Origin of the sequence: Haloferax larsenii, assembly GCF_024730625.1 — an archaeon.
Taxonomy (GTDB): Archaea; Halobacteriota; Halobacteria; order Halobacteriales; family Haloferacaceae; genus Haloferax; species Haloferax larsenii.
Map to the genome: position 1 here is coordinate 1,099,715 of NZ_CP078063.1, position 15,670 is coordinate 1,115,384.

Annotated in this window: 14 protein-coding genes; 12 read left to right on the top strand and 2 right to left on the bottom strand. The window is 62.5% G+C overall.

The features are described 5' to 3' along the window. Nucleotides 1-154 precede the first annotated feature (154 nt). From alaS to KU306_RS05730, 11 genes are all read left to right on the top strand, one after another. Nucleotides 155-2,923: an alanine--tRNA ligase gene (alaS, locus tag KU306_RS05680; RefSeq protein ID WP_258303135.1), complete on the top strand. Its 2,769-nt coding sequence runs from the start codon at nucleotides 155-157 to the stop codon at nucleotides 2,921-2,923. Between the two features lie 168 nt (nucleotides 2,924-3,091). After that, the gene (locus KU306_RS05685) at nucleotides 3,092-3,649 is read left to right on the top strand and encodes a DUF7504 family protein (RefSeq protein ID WP_007544301.1); all 558 of its coding nucleotides are present in this window, start codon (nucleotides 3,092-3,094) and stop codon (nucleotides 3,647-3,649) included. 66 nt (nucleotides 3,650-3,715) lie between these two features. After that, nucleotides 3,716-4,489: an alpha/beta fold hydrolase gene (locus KU306_RS05690; protein ID WP_258303136.1), complete on the top strand. Its 774-nt coding sequence runs from the start codon at nucleotides 3,716-3,718 to the stop codon at nucleotides 4,487-4,489. Between the two features lie 177 nt (nucleotides 4,490-4,666). Then, complete coding sequence (locus tag KU306_RS05695) at nucleotides 4,667-6,025, top strand: APC family permease (RefSeq protein ID WP_258303137.1); 1,359 nt, start codon at nucleotides 4,667-4,669, stop codon at nucleotides 6,023-6,025. Between the two features lie 123 nt (nucleotides 6,026-6,148). Then, entirely contained in the window at nucleotides 6,149-6,853 is a 705-nt protein-coding gene (locus KU306_RS05700) for a type 1 glutamine amidotransferase (RefSeq protein ID WP_007544306.1), read from the top strand. Between the two features lie 236 nt (nucleotides 6,854-7,089). Next, on the top strand, nucleotides 7,090-8,253 hold the full coding sequence (locus tag KU306_RS05705) for an acyl-CoA dehydrogenase family protein (RefSeq protein WP_007544308.1): 1,164 nt from the start codon (nucleotides 7,090-7,092) through the stop codon (nucleotides 8,251-8,253). Between the two features lie 104 nt (nucleotides 8,254-8,357). Then, nucleotides 8,358-8,648, top strand: a complete 291-nt coding sequence (locus KU306_RS05710; protein WP_007544310.1) for a DUF7853 family protein — start codon at nucleotides 8,358-8,360, stop codon at nucleotides 8,646-8,648. Between the two features lie 150 nt (nucleotides 8,649-8,798). Further along, a complete protein-coding gene (locus KU306_RS05715; RefSeq protein ID WP_309138742.1) occupies nucleotides 8,799-9,896 on the top strand; it encodes a DUF7827 domain-containing protein in 1,098 nt (365 codons plus the stop codon). Between the two features lie 130 nt (nucleotides 9,897-10,026). Continuing rightward, on the top strand, nucleotides 10,027-11,070 hold the full coding sequence (locus KU306_RS05720) for a DUF7827 domain-containing protein (protein ID WP_258303138.1): 1,044 nt from the start codon (nucleotides 10,027-10,029) through the stop codon (nucleotides 11,068-11,070). 125 nt (nucleotides 11,071-11,195) lie between these two features. Further along, nucleotides 11,196-11,525: a 4Fe-4S dicluster domain-containing protein gene (locus KU306_RS05725; protein ID WP_007544317.1), complete on the top strand. Its 330-nt coding sequence runs from the start codon at nucleotides 11,196-11,198 to the stop codon at nucleotides 11,523-11,525. A gap of 93 nt (nucleotides 11,526-11,618) precedes the next feature. Beyond that, entirely contained in the window at nucleotides 11,619-11,993 is a 375-nt protein-coding gene (locus KU306_RS05730) for a VOC family protein (RefSeq protein ID WP_007544319.1), read from the top strand. A 9-nt stretch (nucleotides 11,994-12,002) separates the two neighbouring features. Here KU306_RS05730 and KU306_RS05735 read toward each other — a convergent pair whose 3' ends face one another. Continuing rightward, a complete protein-coding gene (locus KU306_RS05735; RefSeq protein ID WP_309138743.1) occupies nucleotides 12,003-12,743 on the bottom strand; it encodes an archaellin/type IV pilin N-terminal domain-containing protein in 741 nt (246 codons plus the stop codon). A gap of 161 nt (nucleotides 12,744-12,904) precedes the next feature. Here KU306_RS05735 and KU306_RS05740 point away from each other — a divergent pair, with 161 nt between their 5' ends. Next, nucleotides 12,905-13,357 carry a ferritin-like domain-containing protein gene (locus KU306_RS05740; protein WP_007544323.1) on the top strand — a complete coding sequence of 151 codons (453 nt, stop codon included), beginning with the start codon at nucleotides 12,905-12,907 and terminating at the stop codon, nucleotides 13,355-13,357. Nucleotides 13,358-13,495: 138 nt separating this feature from the next. On the opposite strand, the gene KU306_RS05745 is transcribed toward KU306_RS05740, so the two are convergent. Beyond that, nucleotides 13,496-15,610: a (Fe-S)-binding protein gene (locus tag KU306_RS05745; protein ID WP_258303140.1), complete on the bottom strand. Its 2,115-nt coding sequence runs from the start codon at nucleotides 15,608-15,610 to the stop codon at nucleotides 13,496-13,498. Nucleotides 15,611-15,670: the final 60 nt, after the last annotated feature.

The window sequence follows — 15,670 nt, forward strand, 5'->3', positions numbered from 1 at the left end:
GGCATGTTTCACCACACCGCGTACACTGCTTTCCACACGCACGTTCTGGCCCGATGACGATTCGTTCCGCACGTATGGGTGAATTTGGCCGGAATCGGGCGTCTGCGTCTATTTCCCGGAACTGTTTTACCCAACGGTAGACCAGACTTTGGCAATGAGCGAACTCGAAGAGGAGTACCGCCTCGACTATTTCGAGGAGGAGGGCTTCTACCGGAAGCAGTGCCCCGTGACGGGCGTCTACTTCTGGACCCGTGACCCCGACCGAGAGACGTGTGGCGAACCGCCGGCGGACGACTACACCTTCATCGACAACCCCGGATTCGACGAGGAGTACACGCTGGAGGAGATGCGCGAGAAGTTCCTCTCGTTTTTCGAGGACCACGACCACGAGCGCATCGACCCCTACCCGGTCGCCGCGAACCGCTGGCGCGACGACGTCCTTCTGACGCAGGCATCTATCTACGACTTCCAGCCGCTCGTCACCTCTGGTGAGACGCCGCCGCCGGCGAACCCCCTGACTATCTCACAGCCCTGTATCCGCATGCAGGACATCGACAACGTGGGCAAGACCGGCCGCCACACGATGGCCTTCGAGATGATGGCGCACCACGCGTTCAACGCCCGCGAGGAGGCTGGCGACGAGTACGCCTACGAGGGCGAAGTCTACTGGAAAGACGAGACGGTCCGCCTCTGCGACGAGTTCTTCGAGTCGCTCGGCGCGGACATCTCCGAAATCACGTACATCGAAGACCCGTGGGTCGGCGGCGGCAACGCCGGTCCCGCCTTCGAGGTGCTCTACCGCGGTGCCGAACTCGCCACGCTCGTCTTCATGTCGATGAAGCAGGACCCCGACGGCGAGTACGAACTCAAGGACGGCAACTCCTACTCGCCGATGGACACCTACATCGTCGACACCGGCTACGGACTCGAACGGTGGACGTGGGTGTCGCAGGGGACGCCGACGGTCTACGAGGCCGTCTACCCCGACATGATTGACTTCCTCAAGGACAACGTCGGCATCGAGCACACCGACGAGGAAGAGGAACTCATCCACCGCGCGGCGAAGCTCTCCGGACACCTCGACATCGACGAAATCGACGACCTCGCCACCGCTCGCGCCGAAGTCGCCGACGAACTCGGGGTCGACAGTGAGGAACTCACCTCGCTGCTCCGCCCGCTCGAAGACATCTACGCCATCGCCGACCACTGCCGCACGCTCGCGTACATGTTCGGCGACGGCATCGTCCCCTCGAACGTCGGGACGGGCTACCTCGCCCGCATGGTGCTCCGCCGCACCAAGCGCCTCGTCGACAACCTCGGCGTCGACGCCCCCCTCGACGAACTCGTGGATATGCAGGCCGAGCGGCTGGACTACCAGAACCGCGACACCATCCGCGACATCGTCCGCAGCGAAGAGCGCAAGTACAGAAAGACGCTCGAACGCGGGTCGCGGAAGGTCCAGCAACTCGCCGACGACTACGCCGACAAGGACGAACCGATTCCGGTCGACAATCTCATCGAACTGTACGATTCCCACGGCATCCAGCCCGATATGGTACAGGAGATTGCCGAAGAGCGCGGCGCGACCGTCGATATCCCCGACGACTTCTACTCCCTCGTCGCCGACCGTCACGAGCAAGTCGACGCGGGGACCGCAGCGAGCGACCGCGACGAGCGCCTCGGCGACCTCCCGGAGACGGACAAACTCTACTACGACGACCAGGAGCGCACGGAGTTCGAGGCCGTCGTCCTCGACGTGTTCGAGCGCGAGGAGGGCTACGACGTGGTCCTCGACCAGACGATGTTCTACCCCGAAGGCGGTGGCCAACCCGCCGACCACGGGACGCTCTCGACCGACGACACGACAGTCGAAGTGTCCGACGTGCAAATCGAAGGCGACGTGGTGCTCCACCGCACCGACGACGACCCCGGCAAGGGCGAGTTCGTCCGCGGCCAACTCGACGTCGAGCGTCGCCGTCGCCTGATGCGACACCACACGGCGACTCACGTCATCGGCCACGCGATTCGGACGGTCCTCGGCGACCACATCCGGCAGGCCGGTGCCTCGAAGGGTGTCGACCGCTCGCGCCTCGACGTGACGCACTACGAGCGCATCACCCGCGAGGAAGTCAAGCAAATCGAGCGCGTCGCCAACGAACTCGTGATGCGGAACATCCCGGTCAAACAGGAGTGGCCGGACCGCCGCGACGCCGAGAAGAAACACGGTTTCGACCTCTACCAGGGTGGCATCCCGCCGGGAGAGAAGATTCGCCTCATCCACGTCGGCGACGACGTGCAGGCCTGCGGTGGCACCCACGTCAAGCGCACCGGCGACATCGGCGCTATCAAAGTGCTGAACACGGAACCCGTGCAGGACGGCGTCGAGCGCGTCGTCTTCGCTGCCGGTGACGCCGCCATCGAGGCGAGCCAGCGCACCGAAGATTCCCTCTACGAGGCCGCCGACGTGCTCGACGTGAACGCCGAGGACGTGCCGGAGACGGCCGAGCGCTTCTTCACCGAGTGGAAAGAGCGCGGTAAGACCATCGACCGCCTGAAGACGGAACTCGCCGAAGCGCGCGCCGCCGCGGGTGCCGACGACATCGACATCGACGGCACGCCCGCAGTCATCCAGCGTCTCGACAGTGACGCCGACGAACTTCGCGCGACCGCGAACGCGCTCGTCGAAGAAGGCAAAGTCGCCGTGCTCGGCTCTGCGGCCGGTGGCAGCGCCCAGTTCGTCGTCGGCGTCCCCGACGACGTCGGCATCAACGCCGGACAGGTCGTCGGCGAACTCGCCGGGAAAGTCGGCGGCGGCGGTGGCGGCCCGGCCGACTTCGCGCAGGGCGGTGGCCCCGACGTCGACGCCCTCGACGACGTGCTCGACGAAGCGCCGGATATCCTCCGGACAGTGTTGAACGCGTAGGCCACAGGCCGCTGTTCGTTTCTCACGTTTTGGTATGCAAATACCAACAATGTGGTTTCATCCGCCACATTTTGGTACGTAGCCGGGAATAATTGTTCAGATACCTCCCACGAGTACGTAGTTTCAAGTCTATGAGAACGTACACTAGTCGAAGGGGTGACAATAGTGATGGACCGATTGGGTAGCGAAGAGTTACAGACGGTGCTCGTCCTCGACGGTGGTGTGTCGGCCCCCACGGGCGGACTCGTAAACGGGTCCAACGTTCGGCTTATCGCCTTGGATTTCTCGCCGCGCGGAACGGAAACGCCCACCGAATGGGGGCGTCGCCTCGGATTCGAACCGTCGGAGCTGGCTGTCGTCACGACGGACGCGCGGTCTGTCGATTCGTTCGACGCGGAGATGATACAGCAGGTCCGGTCGCCCGCCGACTTGACCGGCATCGGCGTCGAAGCGACGAAACTCCTCGACACGTGGGGCGAGGAGACGGCGGCGACCCCGTGTGTCGTCCTCGACTCGCTTACGGTCCTGTTTCAATACGCGCAGTTACAGCCGTTGTACCAGTTTCTTCACGCGCTGACGACGCGAATCGCCAACGTCGGTGGATACGGCATCGCTTTTCTCGACCCGATGACGCAGGACCAACAGACGGTGCGGAGTATCGCATCGTTGTTCGACGCGACTGCCGAACGAACCGACGGGGACGACTGGCAGATTCGCCCGCGGTAGACGATTTCTCTCCCGAGTCGGACGTGAGACCGATACACTAAGTCGCTCGCAGGTAGACCGACGAGTATGCCTACCGCAGTATCCGACGGTGTCAAACTCTTCTATGACTCTGATGGCGACGGTGAAACTGTCGCGTTCGTCGGCGACGCGGGCTACGGCGCGTGGCAATGGGGCTGGCAACACGCCGCCGTCGCGGGCCCGTACGAGAGTCTGGTGATGGACCTCCGTGGCTCGGGACGTTCCGACGCTCCCGCTGGCCCGTATTCGGTCGAGACGCTGGTCGACGACGTTGTCGCGGTCCTCAGAGACGCGGGCGTCAGGAAAGCCCACCTCGTCGGTCTCGGACTCGGTGGGATGGTCGCGCTCGAAACCGCCCGCACGACGTCACGAGTTCGGAGCCTCACGCTGTGTAACACTGGGTCGTCCGGGGCGGACGTCGACCCGGCCCCGCTGTACGGCGCACCGGACGACCCCGACGCGCTCCGCGCTTCGCTCGTGCCCGCGCTCTCCGAGGAGTTCCGCACCGAACAGCCCGACGTCGTGGACCAAATCGTCGATTGGCGCGGAATGGAAGACGCCGCTCCCGACGCGTGGGCGGCACAGACTGCCGCTATCGCCGACTACGACGCTGGTCCGCTGTACGAGGTGACGGTGCCGACACTCGTCGTCCACGGGAGCGACGACCCCGTATGGTCGGTCGAAGACGGTCGGGAACTGGCCGAGGAACTTCCGAAGGGGTCGTTCGAGGAAGTTTCCGGTGCCCGGCACCTCGCCATCGTCGAGCGGTCACGAATCGTCAACGACGCCCTCGTCAGCTTCCTCGACTCGCTCGACGACTGAGGTGCGCTGCTTCTTTCTCCGCGCTTGGTTCCGAATGCTCGTGAGATGACGCTGTCGCCAGCGACTCGCCGACACTGTTCCAAATTCGGGAACCATAATTAATATGCAATGGTGGTGGTCGTAACGAAACGACATGCTCGGAGTCGACGGCGACAGTGAGAACAGAGCGAGGTCCCGATGACGGGGGCCTCGGATTCGGACTTCGAAGACAGTCTCGGGTTGCTCGACTGCATCGTCTTGAGTCTCGGTGGGATGGCCGGGGCAGCGATTTTCATCTTCCCCGGAACCACGGGACAGCTCGTGGGTTCCGCGTCGATTGGCGCGTGGTTCCTCGCCGGGATACTGATGCTCGCGCTCGGTCTCTGCTACGCTGAACTCACACTCGCGTTCCCACAGGCGGGGTCGGTCGCAGTGTTCCCGTTCGAGACGTTGGGCCCGCACCCGCAGGTCCGTGCGTTCGCGAGCTATCTCGAAGGCATGGGGTACACAATCGGCTGGATTCTCGCGATTACGATTTCGGCGCTCTCGATTCCCGACTATCTCGCGGTGATACTCCCGGCCGCCGCCGGAAACGCCGGCGTCGTCGCGCTCGGGGCAATCGGGTTGGCGACGCTGAGTAACCTCCTCGGCGTCGGCGTCACCAGTCGGGCAAACCTGCTCTTGACTGGCGTCGTTCTCACGATTTTGCTCTTGTTCCTCGGCGTCGGCACGTCCCACGTCCACCTCGGTCACTACGAACCACTCGCTGTGAGCGGACCGATGAAGTTCTTCGCGGCCGTGCAGGTCGCACTTACCTCCTACGGGGCGTGGACGGTCATCCCCTCCGTGGTCGAAGAGATAGAAACCCCGTCTCGCACGGTGCCGCGAGCAATCGTCGTCTCGCTGGTCGTGACCACGCTCCTCTATACGGCCCTCGTCGCGCTCGTCCACGGCGTTGTCCCGCTCTCGCGGTTTACGGCGGGTGACGTGGCAATAACTGCCCCGCTCCGCGTCGCGACCGAACTGATGGGCGTCGCGTGGCTCCGTTCACTCCTCGCGCTCAGTGCGATTAGCGCCATCTTCACGACGATGCTCGTCGGGATTCTGAGCGCGGGGCGCGTGCTCTACGCGCTGGGGGAAAACGGCACGCTCCCGTCGGTGTTCAGCACGACCAGTGCTCGGTTCCGGGTTCCGTGGGTCGGCATCCTCGGAATCGGCTGTGTCGCCGCCGTCCTCGCCAGCGTCCCCAGCTATTTCTATCAACTCTTGGTCGTCGGCGCAGTCGTCGGAACTGGCATCCCGTACGCCATCAACATCCTGTCGTTCCTCGGGCTTCGATACTACCGGACCGACGTTTCGCCCGACTTCCGAGCACCCGGCGGGAGCGCGCTTGCGGTCGTCTCCTTTGCCGTCCTCGGCATCGCCATGCTCGGATTGAGTTCCACGGCAGTCGTCTGGTCTGCTGGCGCACTCGTCGTCGTCAGTGGATACTACGGTGTTCGATACGCGCTCAATCCCGACGGAATCACACCGAGGCGGTCTGAGGAGTTCCCGTAGCGACGCGCCTCTTCCACTCGGCCACCGTGAACCTGGGTCGCGGTGACCCCCGGCCGTCACGAACTCCGGCAGAACCCGGCTTAGACGCAACGCATTTCCATCCCTATCGTCTGTATTCTGCCAATGAATCGACCGAGACTCGCCTTCCTCGACGCGTCGCACGGCGACGACAACACTTCGCGGAACTTCAGACGCGAACTCGACGCCGACCTCGTCGAGTTCGACGTGACCGACGACCACCTCCCCTCGCACTTCGATTTCGATGGCGTAGTCGTCACCGGTTCGTCCTCTTCTGTCTACTGGGACGACGAGTGGATTACGAACCTCGTCTCGTGGGTCGCCGACGCCGACGACCGCGACCTCCCGATTCTCGGCGTCTGCTTCGGGCATCAGGTGCTCGCCGCTGCACTCGGTGGAACCGTCGACGATATGGACGACTTCGAGCTGGGGTACAGCGAAATCTCTCGCACGGCGGACGACGACCTCTTTGCGGGTATCGCCGACCGCTTCACCGTCTTCACTTCCCACGGCGACGTCGTGACCGAACTCCCGCCCGGTGCGGACCTTCTCGCCGAAAACGAGTACGGCGTCCACGCCTTCCGCCGAGACCACGCACTGGGCGTGCAGTTCCACCCCGAGTACGACGTGACGACGGCCGAGGCAATTGCACGCGAAAAAGACTTCCTCCCCGACGAGCGGATTCAGGCCGTCATCGACGACATCACGCCCGAAAACTACGACGCCGCCTGCGAGGCAAAGCGCCTGTTCGACAACTTCGTCGCCTACGTCGACCGCGTCCAGTCGGAGACGGTCGAATCGGCGGCCTAAGCCAGAGAAACTGGTCGCCAGAGTCGGAGGAACCGGCCGCCTGAATCGGATGCATCGGTCGCCTACGTTATTCGAATTCGCTGATTTTTCTGCACGCTCGGTGTGGAATGCGTTCGGACCAGCGCATACCTCCGAGCTATATTTCGGACAGACAAATTCCCCCGAATAATACGCAGACGGCGTTCCTGTCGTGTGTGAGCGAATCGCTTTTCACCGACCCAATCACACGGTCTATCATGCTGGATTATCTCGGAATGGAGGAGGACCTGTCGTCGGAAGAGAAACTGGTCCGCGACGAGGCACGTCGATTCGTCGAAGAGCAGGTGAAACCGGACATCGGCGAGCACTTCGAAAACGGAACGTTCCCGATGGACCTCATCCCCAAGATGGGCGAACTCGGCTTCTACGCCCCCAACCTCGACGGTTACGGGCTTCCGGGTCTCGGCGACCGCGCGTATGGCCTTCTGATGCAGGAACTCGAAGCGGGTGACTCCGGGCTTCGCTCGATGGCGAGCGTGCAGGGGTCGCTCGTCATCTACCCCATCCACGCCTACGGCTCCGAAGCCCAGAAAGAAGAGTGGCTTCCGGCGCTCGGCAGCGGGGAGGCAGTCGGCTGTTTCGGACTGACGGAACCCCAGCACGGGTCGAACCCGGCGGGCATGGAGACGAAAGCCGAGCAAGACGCCGACGGCTACGTTCTCAACGGGTCGAAGACGTGGATTACGAACTCCCCCATCGCCGACGTGGCGGTCGTCTGGGCGCGTGACGTCTCCGCCGAGGACTCCCCGGTTCGCGGCTTCCTCGTCGAGACCGACCGCGACGGCGTGACGACGAACAAAATCGACGACAAACTCTCGATGCGCGCCTCCGTGACGGGCGAAATCGGCCTCGACGACGTTCGCGTTCCCGAAGAGAACGTGCTCCCCGGCGTCGAGGGCATGAGAGGGCCGCTGTCGTGTCTCACGCAGGCCCGCTACGGCATCGCGTGGGGTGTCGTCGGCGCGGCCCGCGACTCGTTCGAAGAGGCGCTCCAGTACTCGAAGGACCGCGAGCAGTTCGGCGGTCCCATCGCGCGCTTCCAACTCCAGCAGGGCAAACTCGCCGAGATGGCGACCCAGATTACGAACGCCCAACTGCAAGCCCACCGCCTCGCCGAACTCAAAGAGCGCGGTGAGTTAGAACACCAGCAGGTGTCGATGGCGAAACGCCACAACGTCCGGGTCGCCCGCGACGTGACGCGAACGGCCCGCGAGATGCTCGGTGGAAACGGTATCACGACCGACTACTCGCCGATGCGCCACATGTCGAACATCGAGACGGTGTACACCTACGAGGGTACCGACGACATCCACACGCTCGTCATCGGCTCTGAGTTGACCGGCATTCCGGCGTTCGAATAACGCCCGTTCCGAGCGGCCGGGCCGCTTTCGGTCCTGTGCGTGTACTGTGCCAACACCACACATACCTTTTTATCCTCCGACTCATACGGTACGATAGAGCCCCAATGACCACCTCGGCCCAGGACCGTCCGACGGCGCTCGACCTCTCGCGTGAGGAGTCGTGGGTCGTCCACGCCGCATTGCTCGCAGCCATCGAGCGGGCGCTCGAAGCCGACGAAGAGCCGACGCTTCCGGTCGACCTGCTCGCACGCATCGAAGCGGGAGATGAAGACTTCGACAGCGACGAACTCGACTACCTCGTGAAGGCGCTCCGCGCCTACCGAGACGACGCGCCCGACAGAGACCGTCACCACGTCACGCACGTGCTCGACCACATCGAGTCCGCACAGGCGTAACGAACGGTCGCCCTCCACTATTCTTCGAACTACACTGGTTACTGATATGTGTGCCAATTTATACTGTTTCAGCCAGCCTTCCGCCCGTTAGCACGAGGGCTCAAATTGACATTCCAACAACTACTTCAGGTATCGTCACGCTACCGACAAATGATGCGTTCCTCCAACGCACACACACTGACGATTGCAGCCCTCCTCATGGTGGTCCTCGCGTCCGTCGCGACACCAGTGAGTGCTGCCTCGCAGTACGAATTCACAGATGATGCGTACGAAGGCGAACAGGGCGACGTAATCGAAATCACGTTGAATGCGTCGGCCGACGCGAACGACACGGTGGACGTTCACATCGGGAGTGAAGCCGCCGGATTCCTCGTCCACGCGACTGCGACCGACGAGAACGACGACGGCAACGTCACGCTCGCGCTCAACACGAGCACCGCGGGACAGGTCGAAGCCTCGTCGTACCTCTCTGCGGTCGGCAACGACTCCGTGTCGAACGCCACTCAGGCGACCGACAACATCACCGAACTGCTCGACGCTGGCAGTTACTCGCTGAAAGTCGGGTCCATGAACAACTCGTCGGATACGTCGGTGCTCAGCGTCAAGTCGAACGAGTCGGCGACTGACCCAGTCGAATCGACGCCGTCTGACGACGGTGACGACGAGTCCTCTGAACTCGACTTCGAGAAGACCGTCATCACCGCTGACGCCGCCTCGGACGGCGTCGCCGAAATCCCGGTCCAGTTCGGCTCGAACGACACTGCGACGCTCCTGATTGCGGCTGACGAAACCGGCTACGATACGACGCTCGAACTCACCGACGCCGACGGCGACGGTGACGCTGTCGTATCTGTCGATGCTACGTCTGACGCCGAGTCGCCGCAGGAGTACATCACCGCCTCCGATGGCGACGAATTCGAAGTCGTCTCGACGAACGAGTCGATGACGGCGCTTCAGAAGGGAATCGACTACGACCTCGAACTCATGCCTGTCGGAGCCGAAGACGCCGCGACGATTGGGACGCTCGTCGTCGAGGAGAACCTGAACGAGACGCCGCAGACGATTACTACGACGGAACCGACGACCGAGCAGACGACGTCCGAACAGACGGACGAACAGACGACTACCGAATCGAACGTGTCGGCGACGACGACCGGTGAATCCACCGACACTGGTGTTCCCGGATTCGGTGCGGCACTCGCCGTCGTGGCGCTCGTCGCAGCAGCGTTCGTCGCAACCCGTCAGTAAGCACACTGACGCTCTTCGACCCACATTACCTTTTTGCGCCGCGTTACTGCCTATCCACCCGCTTACCTCGACCTCTTCATAGATGACAATTTAGTAACTTATTTAGTCGAAATCGAGAAAGTGACTCTCGATGTTTCCCTCCAAACGAATCGAATTGTTGACGACGCTCGTCGTGGTGGCGCTTTTGGCGTCCGCGGCGACGCCCGTATCGGCCGCGTCGGGTAACTCCGAGTTCGCCGACGACGAGTTCACGGGTGACCGAGGAACCGTAATCGAAATCACGCTGAACACGTTGGACGACGCCAACGATACGGTGAACCTCCACATCGGGAACGAGGTAAACGGATTCCTTGTCCACGTGACTGCAGTCGACGAAGACGGTGACGGCAGCGTCACGCTCGCGCTCAACACGAGCACTGCTGGCCAGACTGCGGCTTCGTCGTACATCTCTGCGGTCGGCGACGACTCTATCTCGAACGTCACGCAGGAGTCTGACCTCCTCGCCGACTTAATGGACGCCGGCACGTACCCGATGAAAGCCGGGCCGATGGACAACTCGTCGGACACGGCGACGCTCCTCGTCGAAGAGAACGAGTCGGCGACCGACCCAATCGAGGCGACACCGAAGCCCAAACCTCCCGAAGAGGTCGAGAAAGGCTACGCTGGCCCACCTAACGAAGACGGTCTCGTGACGATTCCACTCGTGTTCGACACCAGTCGGACGATGTCGGTCGAAATTTCGTCCGAAGAGACTGCGTACAACACGACCCTCGAACTCGTCGACGGGAACCGCGACTACAAGACGAACGTGACTCTCGATTTGACCGCGACTGACCAGCCGCCGAGCGAGTACATCTCGGTCTCGAACGGCGACCAAATCGAGGACATCACGTGGAACGAGTCGGCGACAGAATTCAAGACGGAGCACCACTACAGGATTAGCCTCTCCTCTCCGCAGAGTAACTTCAGCACATTTTTGATAATCGACGAACGGGAGACTAAAACGCCAACCCCGACGACGTCGGTCGAAGCGACACCGACCGAAAGCACGACCAGCGACCCGGCGACGGCGACGACGACCGGTGAATCCACTGACACCGGCATCCCCGGATTCGGTGCGGCACTCGCCGTCGTGGCGCTCGTCGCAGCAGCGTTCGTCGCGACCCGTCGCTAACTCCTGCGGTCGCTCACGCGACTCCCTCTTGTCCATCCAACCAACCTCTCTGTCCCCGCTCTGTCGGGGAGTTTTTCGGCTCCGATGCGGGCGCTTTAGTACCACGCCCGGACAACGCCCCGTCAATGGCTATCGACCCGAACTTCGACCAGAATCGCGAGCAAGTCGGCGAGGAAAACGGAGTCGCTGTCTGGGGGCCCGTCGAACCGCCGGAGAAACTCGGCATCCACGGCACCCACGTCGCAGTCGACTACGACATCTGTCTCGCTGACGGTGCGTGTCTCGAAAACTGCCCCGTCGACGTGTTCACGTGGGTCGACACGCCCGACCACCCCGTCAGCGAGACGAAGGTCGAACCGACGAACGAAGACCAGTGTATCGACTGCATGCTCTGTGTCGATATCTGCCCCGTCGACGCTATCGACGTCGACCCCGGACGCGAAGGCCGGAACTGAGGGTATCGGGTCGCCGCACTCCTCGATTGCGCCTCGGTTGGCAGACGTGACGGCGAAACCAGACGTTATCTCGCTCGCCCGCCTGCCGTCTCTATGGGTCTTATTCACACTGCACTCGCCGTCTCGGACCTCGACTCGACGCTCGACTTCTACGCCGAACTCGGTCTCGAACAGACCAACGAGTTCGAACTCGACGGCGTGCGAAACGTCTACCTCGGCAGCGACGACACCGACATGGAACTCCAACTGAAGTACGACCGCACCTCGACCGAGCGTGTCGAACCCGCGGGCATCGACCACGTCGCTATCGAAGTCGACGACGTGGACCGCGTCTTCGAGGACCTCCTCGAAGCCGAGTCGCCGGACGTGGTGAAGCCGCCGGTCGATATTCCGGCGGTCGACGCCCGCGCGGCGTTCGTCGAGGACCCCGACGGCTACGTCGTCGAACTGGTCGAATTCGAGGACTGAAGCGCGCGCCTACTCGCAGTCGACGTCGTCGCCGTCGACTTCGGTCGGACTCCCGTCTGCAACCGTTGCTGTCGCCTCCGTCTCTGCGATAAGCAACTCGTCTTCGGGACCGTAGAACCGAATTTCGACGGTGTCGCCGGGTTCCATCGGCCTGTCGCCTTCGTACGCGACGGGATACCGGCCGTCGGTTCTGAAGAACGGGCCGTCGCCGGTGTCGATGTCGTTCCAGTTCGATTCGACGTACCGGACACCGACGTCGTCGCGGCCCGTCTCACCGGCCGTCTGCCAGCGATTGTGAACCATCCGAACGACGAGTTTCTCTCCGGCCCCGAAGTCGCCGGTGCAGAACGCGCCGACCTCGGCGTCGTGGTACTGCTGTTCGGTGTCCTCATCGAATCGGTTGGGATTGACGAACCGGAGGTGGCCACCCGACCCGTCGTCGCCACGCCACCGGACGAGCACCGAGCCGATATCGTCGCCTTCGAAGACGGGGCCGTGGCTGTATGCGACCGTGATACGGTCGATGTCACCTCTCGTCTCTCCACCTGCGGAGTTCCAGCCGTTCCAGGACCGGTGTTCGGGGCCAAGTACGACGGACGTTTCACCGAAGACACGGGCGTCCTGGGGCTCTACGTATCCATCTGCTGAGTCGTAGAAGTACCCTGATGCGGTCGTCGCGAGGATAATCACGATAGCAACCAGCAGTATCGTCGCAACCACTTGGGAGACAGCCCTCGAATTTCTACACACGGTTTGTACTCTCACCGATAAATGGACAGTGTAAAAATACTTTTGAGAAAAAATTATCAGCACGTGTATGGGAGTTCTGGCGACATATTTGGGTTCAGAAACCGAACGAACTCGCCCCCTCGGACAGGTATATGTTGCCAGCGTGGCAATATGTGGTCGCCATGTCTGAGGACGTGACTGCGCTCTTGAAGCGCGCTTACCAAGACGAAATCGAGACGGTGATGAACTACATGACGAACTCCATCGTCCTCGATGGCGTTCGGGCCGAGGAGATTAAAGAGTCGCTCAAGACCGACATTCAGGAAGAACTCACCCACGCCGAACAAATCGGCAACCGGCTGAAACAACTCGACGAAAAGCCGCCGGGTTCTGCTGCGTTCGAAGCACGTCAGCACGAACTGCAACCCCCGGAAGACAGTACAGACGTGCTCTCGGTCATCAACGGCGTCCTCGCGGCCGAGGAGGACGCTATCGAGACCTATCGGTCGCTCATCGACGCGGCCGAGGAAGCGAACGACCCCGTCACCGAGGACCTCGCAGTGACGCTCTTGGCGGACGAGGAAGCCCACCGGACCGAATTCCGCGGCTTCAAGAAAGAGTACGAGCGCGAGTAACTCACGGCGACGACGAGTAGCGTCCGCCGACTAACTCAACTGTCCGGCCGGCGCTGCTTGCGCGCCCGAACCCCACTTCAGCCAACTCGTATTCGTTACCGAAGCGGAAAACAGAAAACAGCGACAGCGCCCGGTCGCTCAGTCGGCCGACGCGGGCGTCGTTCCCGTGCCCGTCACGCCGGCTTTCTCGTCGAGCGCTTCGACGATGAGTTCCGAGATGTCGATGACGTCGAGGTCGTCTTCGTAGCCACCGGTCTTGCGGCCGTCTTCGTACATCGTCGCACACATCGGACAGGCGACGACGAACCGCTCGACAGCCCCAGTAGAGTCGGTGTCTTCGAGGGCTTCGCGGAGACGTTCTTCCGACGGCTTCGACTCTTCTTCGTGGTCTAACCAGAGCCCACCGCCACCGCCACCGCAACAGAACGAGTCGTCGCGGTTACGGGGCATCTCGGCGAGTTCGACGCCGGTCGCGCGGATGACCTCCCGTGGTGCCTCGTACTCGCCGTTGTACCGGCCGAGGTGACACGGGTCGTGGTACGTGACCGTCTGTGCGGACAGTTCCGTCCCGGAGAGGCCGAGGCGGCCGTCGTTGACGAGGGTTTCGACCAGTTGGGTGTAGTGGTACACCGGGTAGTCGAACGACTCGTCCATCTCGGGGTACTCGTTTTTGAACGTGTTGTACGAGTGCGGGTCCGTACAGACGATTTTGTCGAAGTCGCAGTCGTCCATCGCGTCGATGTTGTCCTCGACGAGCATCTCGTAGAGGCCCTCTTCGCCGACGCGACGCACGTCGTTGCCATCGTGTTGTTCGTCTTCGTAGAGGATGCCGTAGGAGACGCCCGACTCCTCTAAGATACGAGCCAGCGAGCGAGCGACGGCGCGGTTGCGCTCGTCGTACGACGGGTAGTCGCCGACGTACCAGAGGAACTCGACGGACTCTTCGCGGGCGTCCGGCACCTCGAAGTCGAGGTCGTCGGTCCAGTCGGGGCGCTTGCGCTGTGGGTCGCCGAAGGCGTTCCCGTTCTGGAAGATGTTCATCATCGCCTCTTGGACGGGTTCTTGCTGTTGGCCCGTCTCGGTGAGGCGGCGGTTCATCTCGGTGAAGTGCGTGAGATGCTCGATATCGACCGGACAGGCGTCCATACAGGCCATACAGGCCATACAGGACTCCATCGACTCGGCGTCGATGACCGAGGTGCCACCGTCGGCGACGATATCGACCGACTCACCGCCCGCATCGAGCGAGTCGCGGTAGGTCTTCAGGTCGAGAATCACGTCGCGTGGGTCGAGGTTGCGACCGGAGGCCTTCGCCGGACAGGCGTCGGAACAGCGGCCACACTTCGTACACGCGTCGTAGTCGAGAAGCGCCTTCCACGAGAAGTCGTCCTCGGAGACGTAGCCGATTTCGTCCGGCGGCGTGTCGGCCGGCACCTTCGGAAGGCGCAGGCCGGCTTTCTCGTCGGCGGTGACGACGTTCGCAAACGAGGTGAGCATGTGCAGCGGCTTGGCGTAGGGAACCGCCGCGACGAACGCCAACGCGAGCAGCGCGTGGGACCACCAGCCGAACCAGTAGAGCGTCTGTGCCATCTCGGCGTTCATCCCCGCGGTCTGGAAGACGAGCGCGACGAAGTAGCCGACGAAGCTCACCGTCTCGAAGTCGGGGAACTCGGTGCCGACGATGCGAATCGCTTCGATGACGTAACCGCCGACGCCGAGCAGGAAGAGCGTCCAGACGAACGCGTCGTCTTCGAAACTCGTGTGCTTGCCCCAGAGACGCGGGTGGCGGACACCGTAGCGCCGCCAAATCGCCATCCCGACGCCGACGACGAACAAGAGCCCCATGAGGTCCATGACGAAGGAGTACGAGAGGTAGAAGTCACCGACGAAGAAGGAACTCCCCGTCACGCGCCGCCAGATGTCGATGTCGATAGCGATGATTCCGGTTCCGATGAGCAGCGTCAGAAAGCCCCAGAGGATGAACGAGTGCATCACGCCCGCGTAGAAGTCGCGGTCGAACTGCTTCTCGTTCGTGAACACCTCCTTGGTCGCCCGCGCCGTCCGTCCCGGGAGGTCGGACAGCCTATCGAACGGGTCTGGCCCACCGCGAGCGTACCGCACGACACGTTCGTACACCCCGTATAGGAACACGAGGGAGGCGATAACGGCGAGCCCGTAGAAGAGGGCCTCACCCACCGGGCTAATCGTCCAGAAGGTCTCCCGGGTGACCTCCGCTTGTGCCGCAAATACCATAATCAATCACTGAAGAACGAGATGTTAAATCTTGCCACCTTATCGAACTCGCGTCGGCGA

Coding starts and splice junctions, on each gene's coding strand:
- alaS (WP_258303135.1), top strand. CDS start 155: ATGAGCGAACTCGAAGAGGAGTACCGCCTCGACTATTTCGAGGAGGAG.
- KU306_RS05685 (WP_007544301.1), top strand. CDS start 3,092: ATGGACCGATTGGGTAGCGAAGAGTTACAGACGGTGCTCGTCCTCGAC.
- KU306_RS05690 (WP_258303136.1), top strand. CDS start 3,716: ATGCCTACCGCAGTATCCGACGGTGTCAAACTCTTCTATGACTCTGAT.
- KU306_RS05695 (WP_258303137.1), top strand. CDS start 4,667: ATGACGGGGGCCTCGGATTCGGACTTCGAAGACAGTCTCGGGTTGCTC.
- KU306_RS05700 (WP_007544306.1), top strand. CDS start 6,149: ATGAATCGACCGAGACTCGCCTTCCTCGACGCGTCGCACGGCGACGAC.
- KU306_RS05705 (WP_007544308.1), top strand. CDS start 7,090: ATGCTGGATTATCTCGGAATGGAGGAGGACCTGTCGTCGGAAGAGAAA.
- KU306_RS05710 (WP_007544310.1), top strand. CDS start 8,358: ATGACCACCTCGGCCCAGGACCGTCCGACGGCGCTCGACCTCTCGCGT.
- KU306_RS05715 (WP_309138742.1), top strand. CDS start 8,799: ATGATGCGTTCCTCCAACGCACACACACTGACGATTGCAGCCCTCCTC.
- KU306_RS05720 (WP_258303138.1), top strand. CDS start 10,027: ATGTTTCCCTCCAAACGAATCGAATTGTTGACGACGCTCGTCGTGGTG.
- KU306_RS05725 (WP_007544317.1), top strand. CDS start 11,196: ATGGCTATCGACCCGAACTTCGACCAGAATCGCGAGCAAGTCGGCGAG.
- KU306_RS05730 (WP_007544319.1), top strand. CDS start 11,619: ATGGGTCTTATTCACACTGCACTCGCCGTCTCGGACCTCGACTCGACG.
- KU306_RS05740 (WP_007544323.1), top strand. CDS start 12,905: ATGTCTGAGGACGTGACTGCGCTCTTGAAGCGCGCTTACCAAGACGAA.
- KU306_RS05745 (WP_258303140.1), bottom strand. CDS start 15,610: ATGGTATTTGCGGCACAAGCGGAGGTCACCCGGGAGACCTTCTGGACG.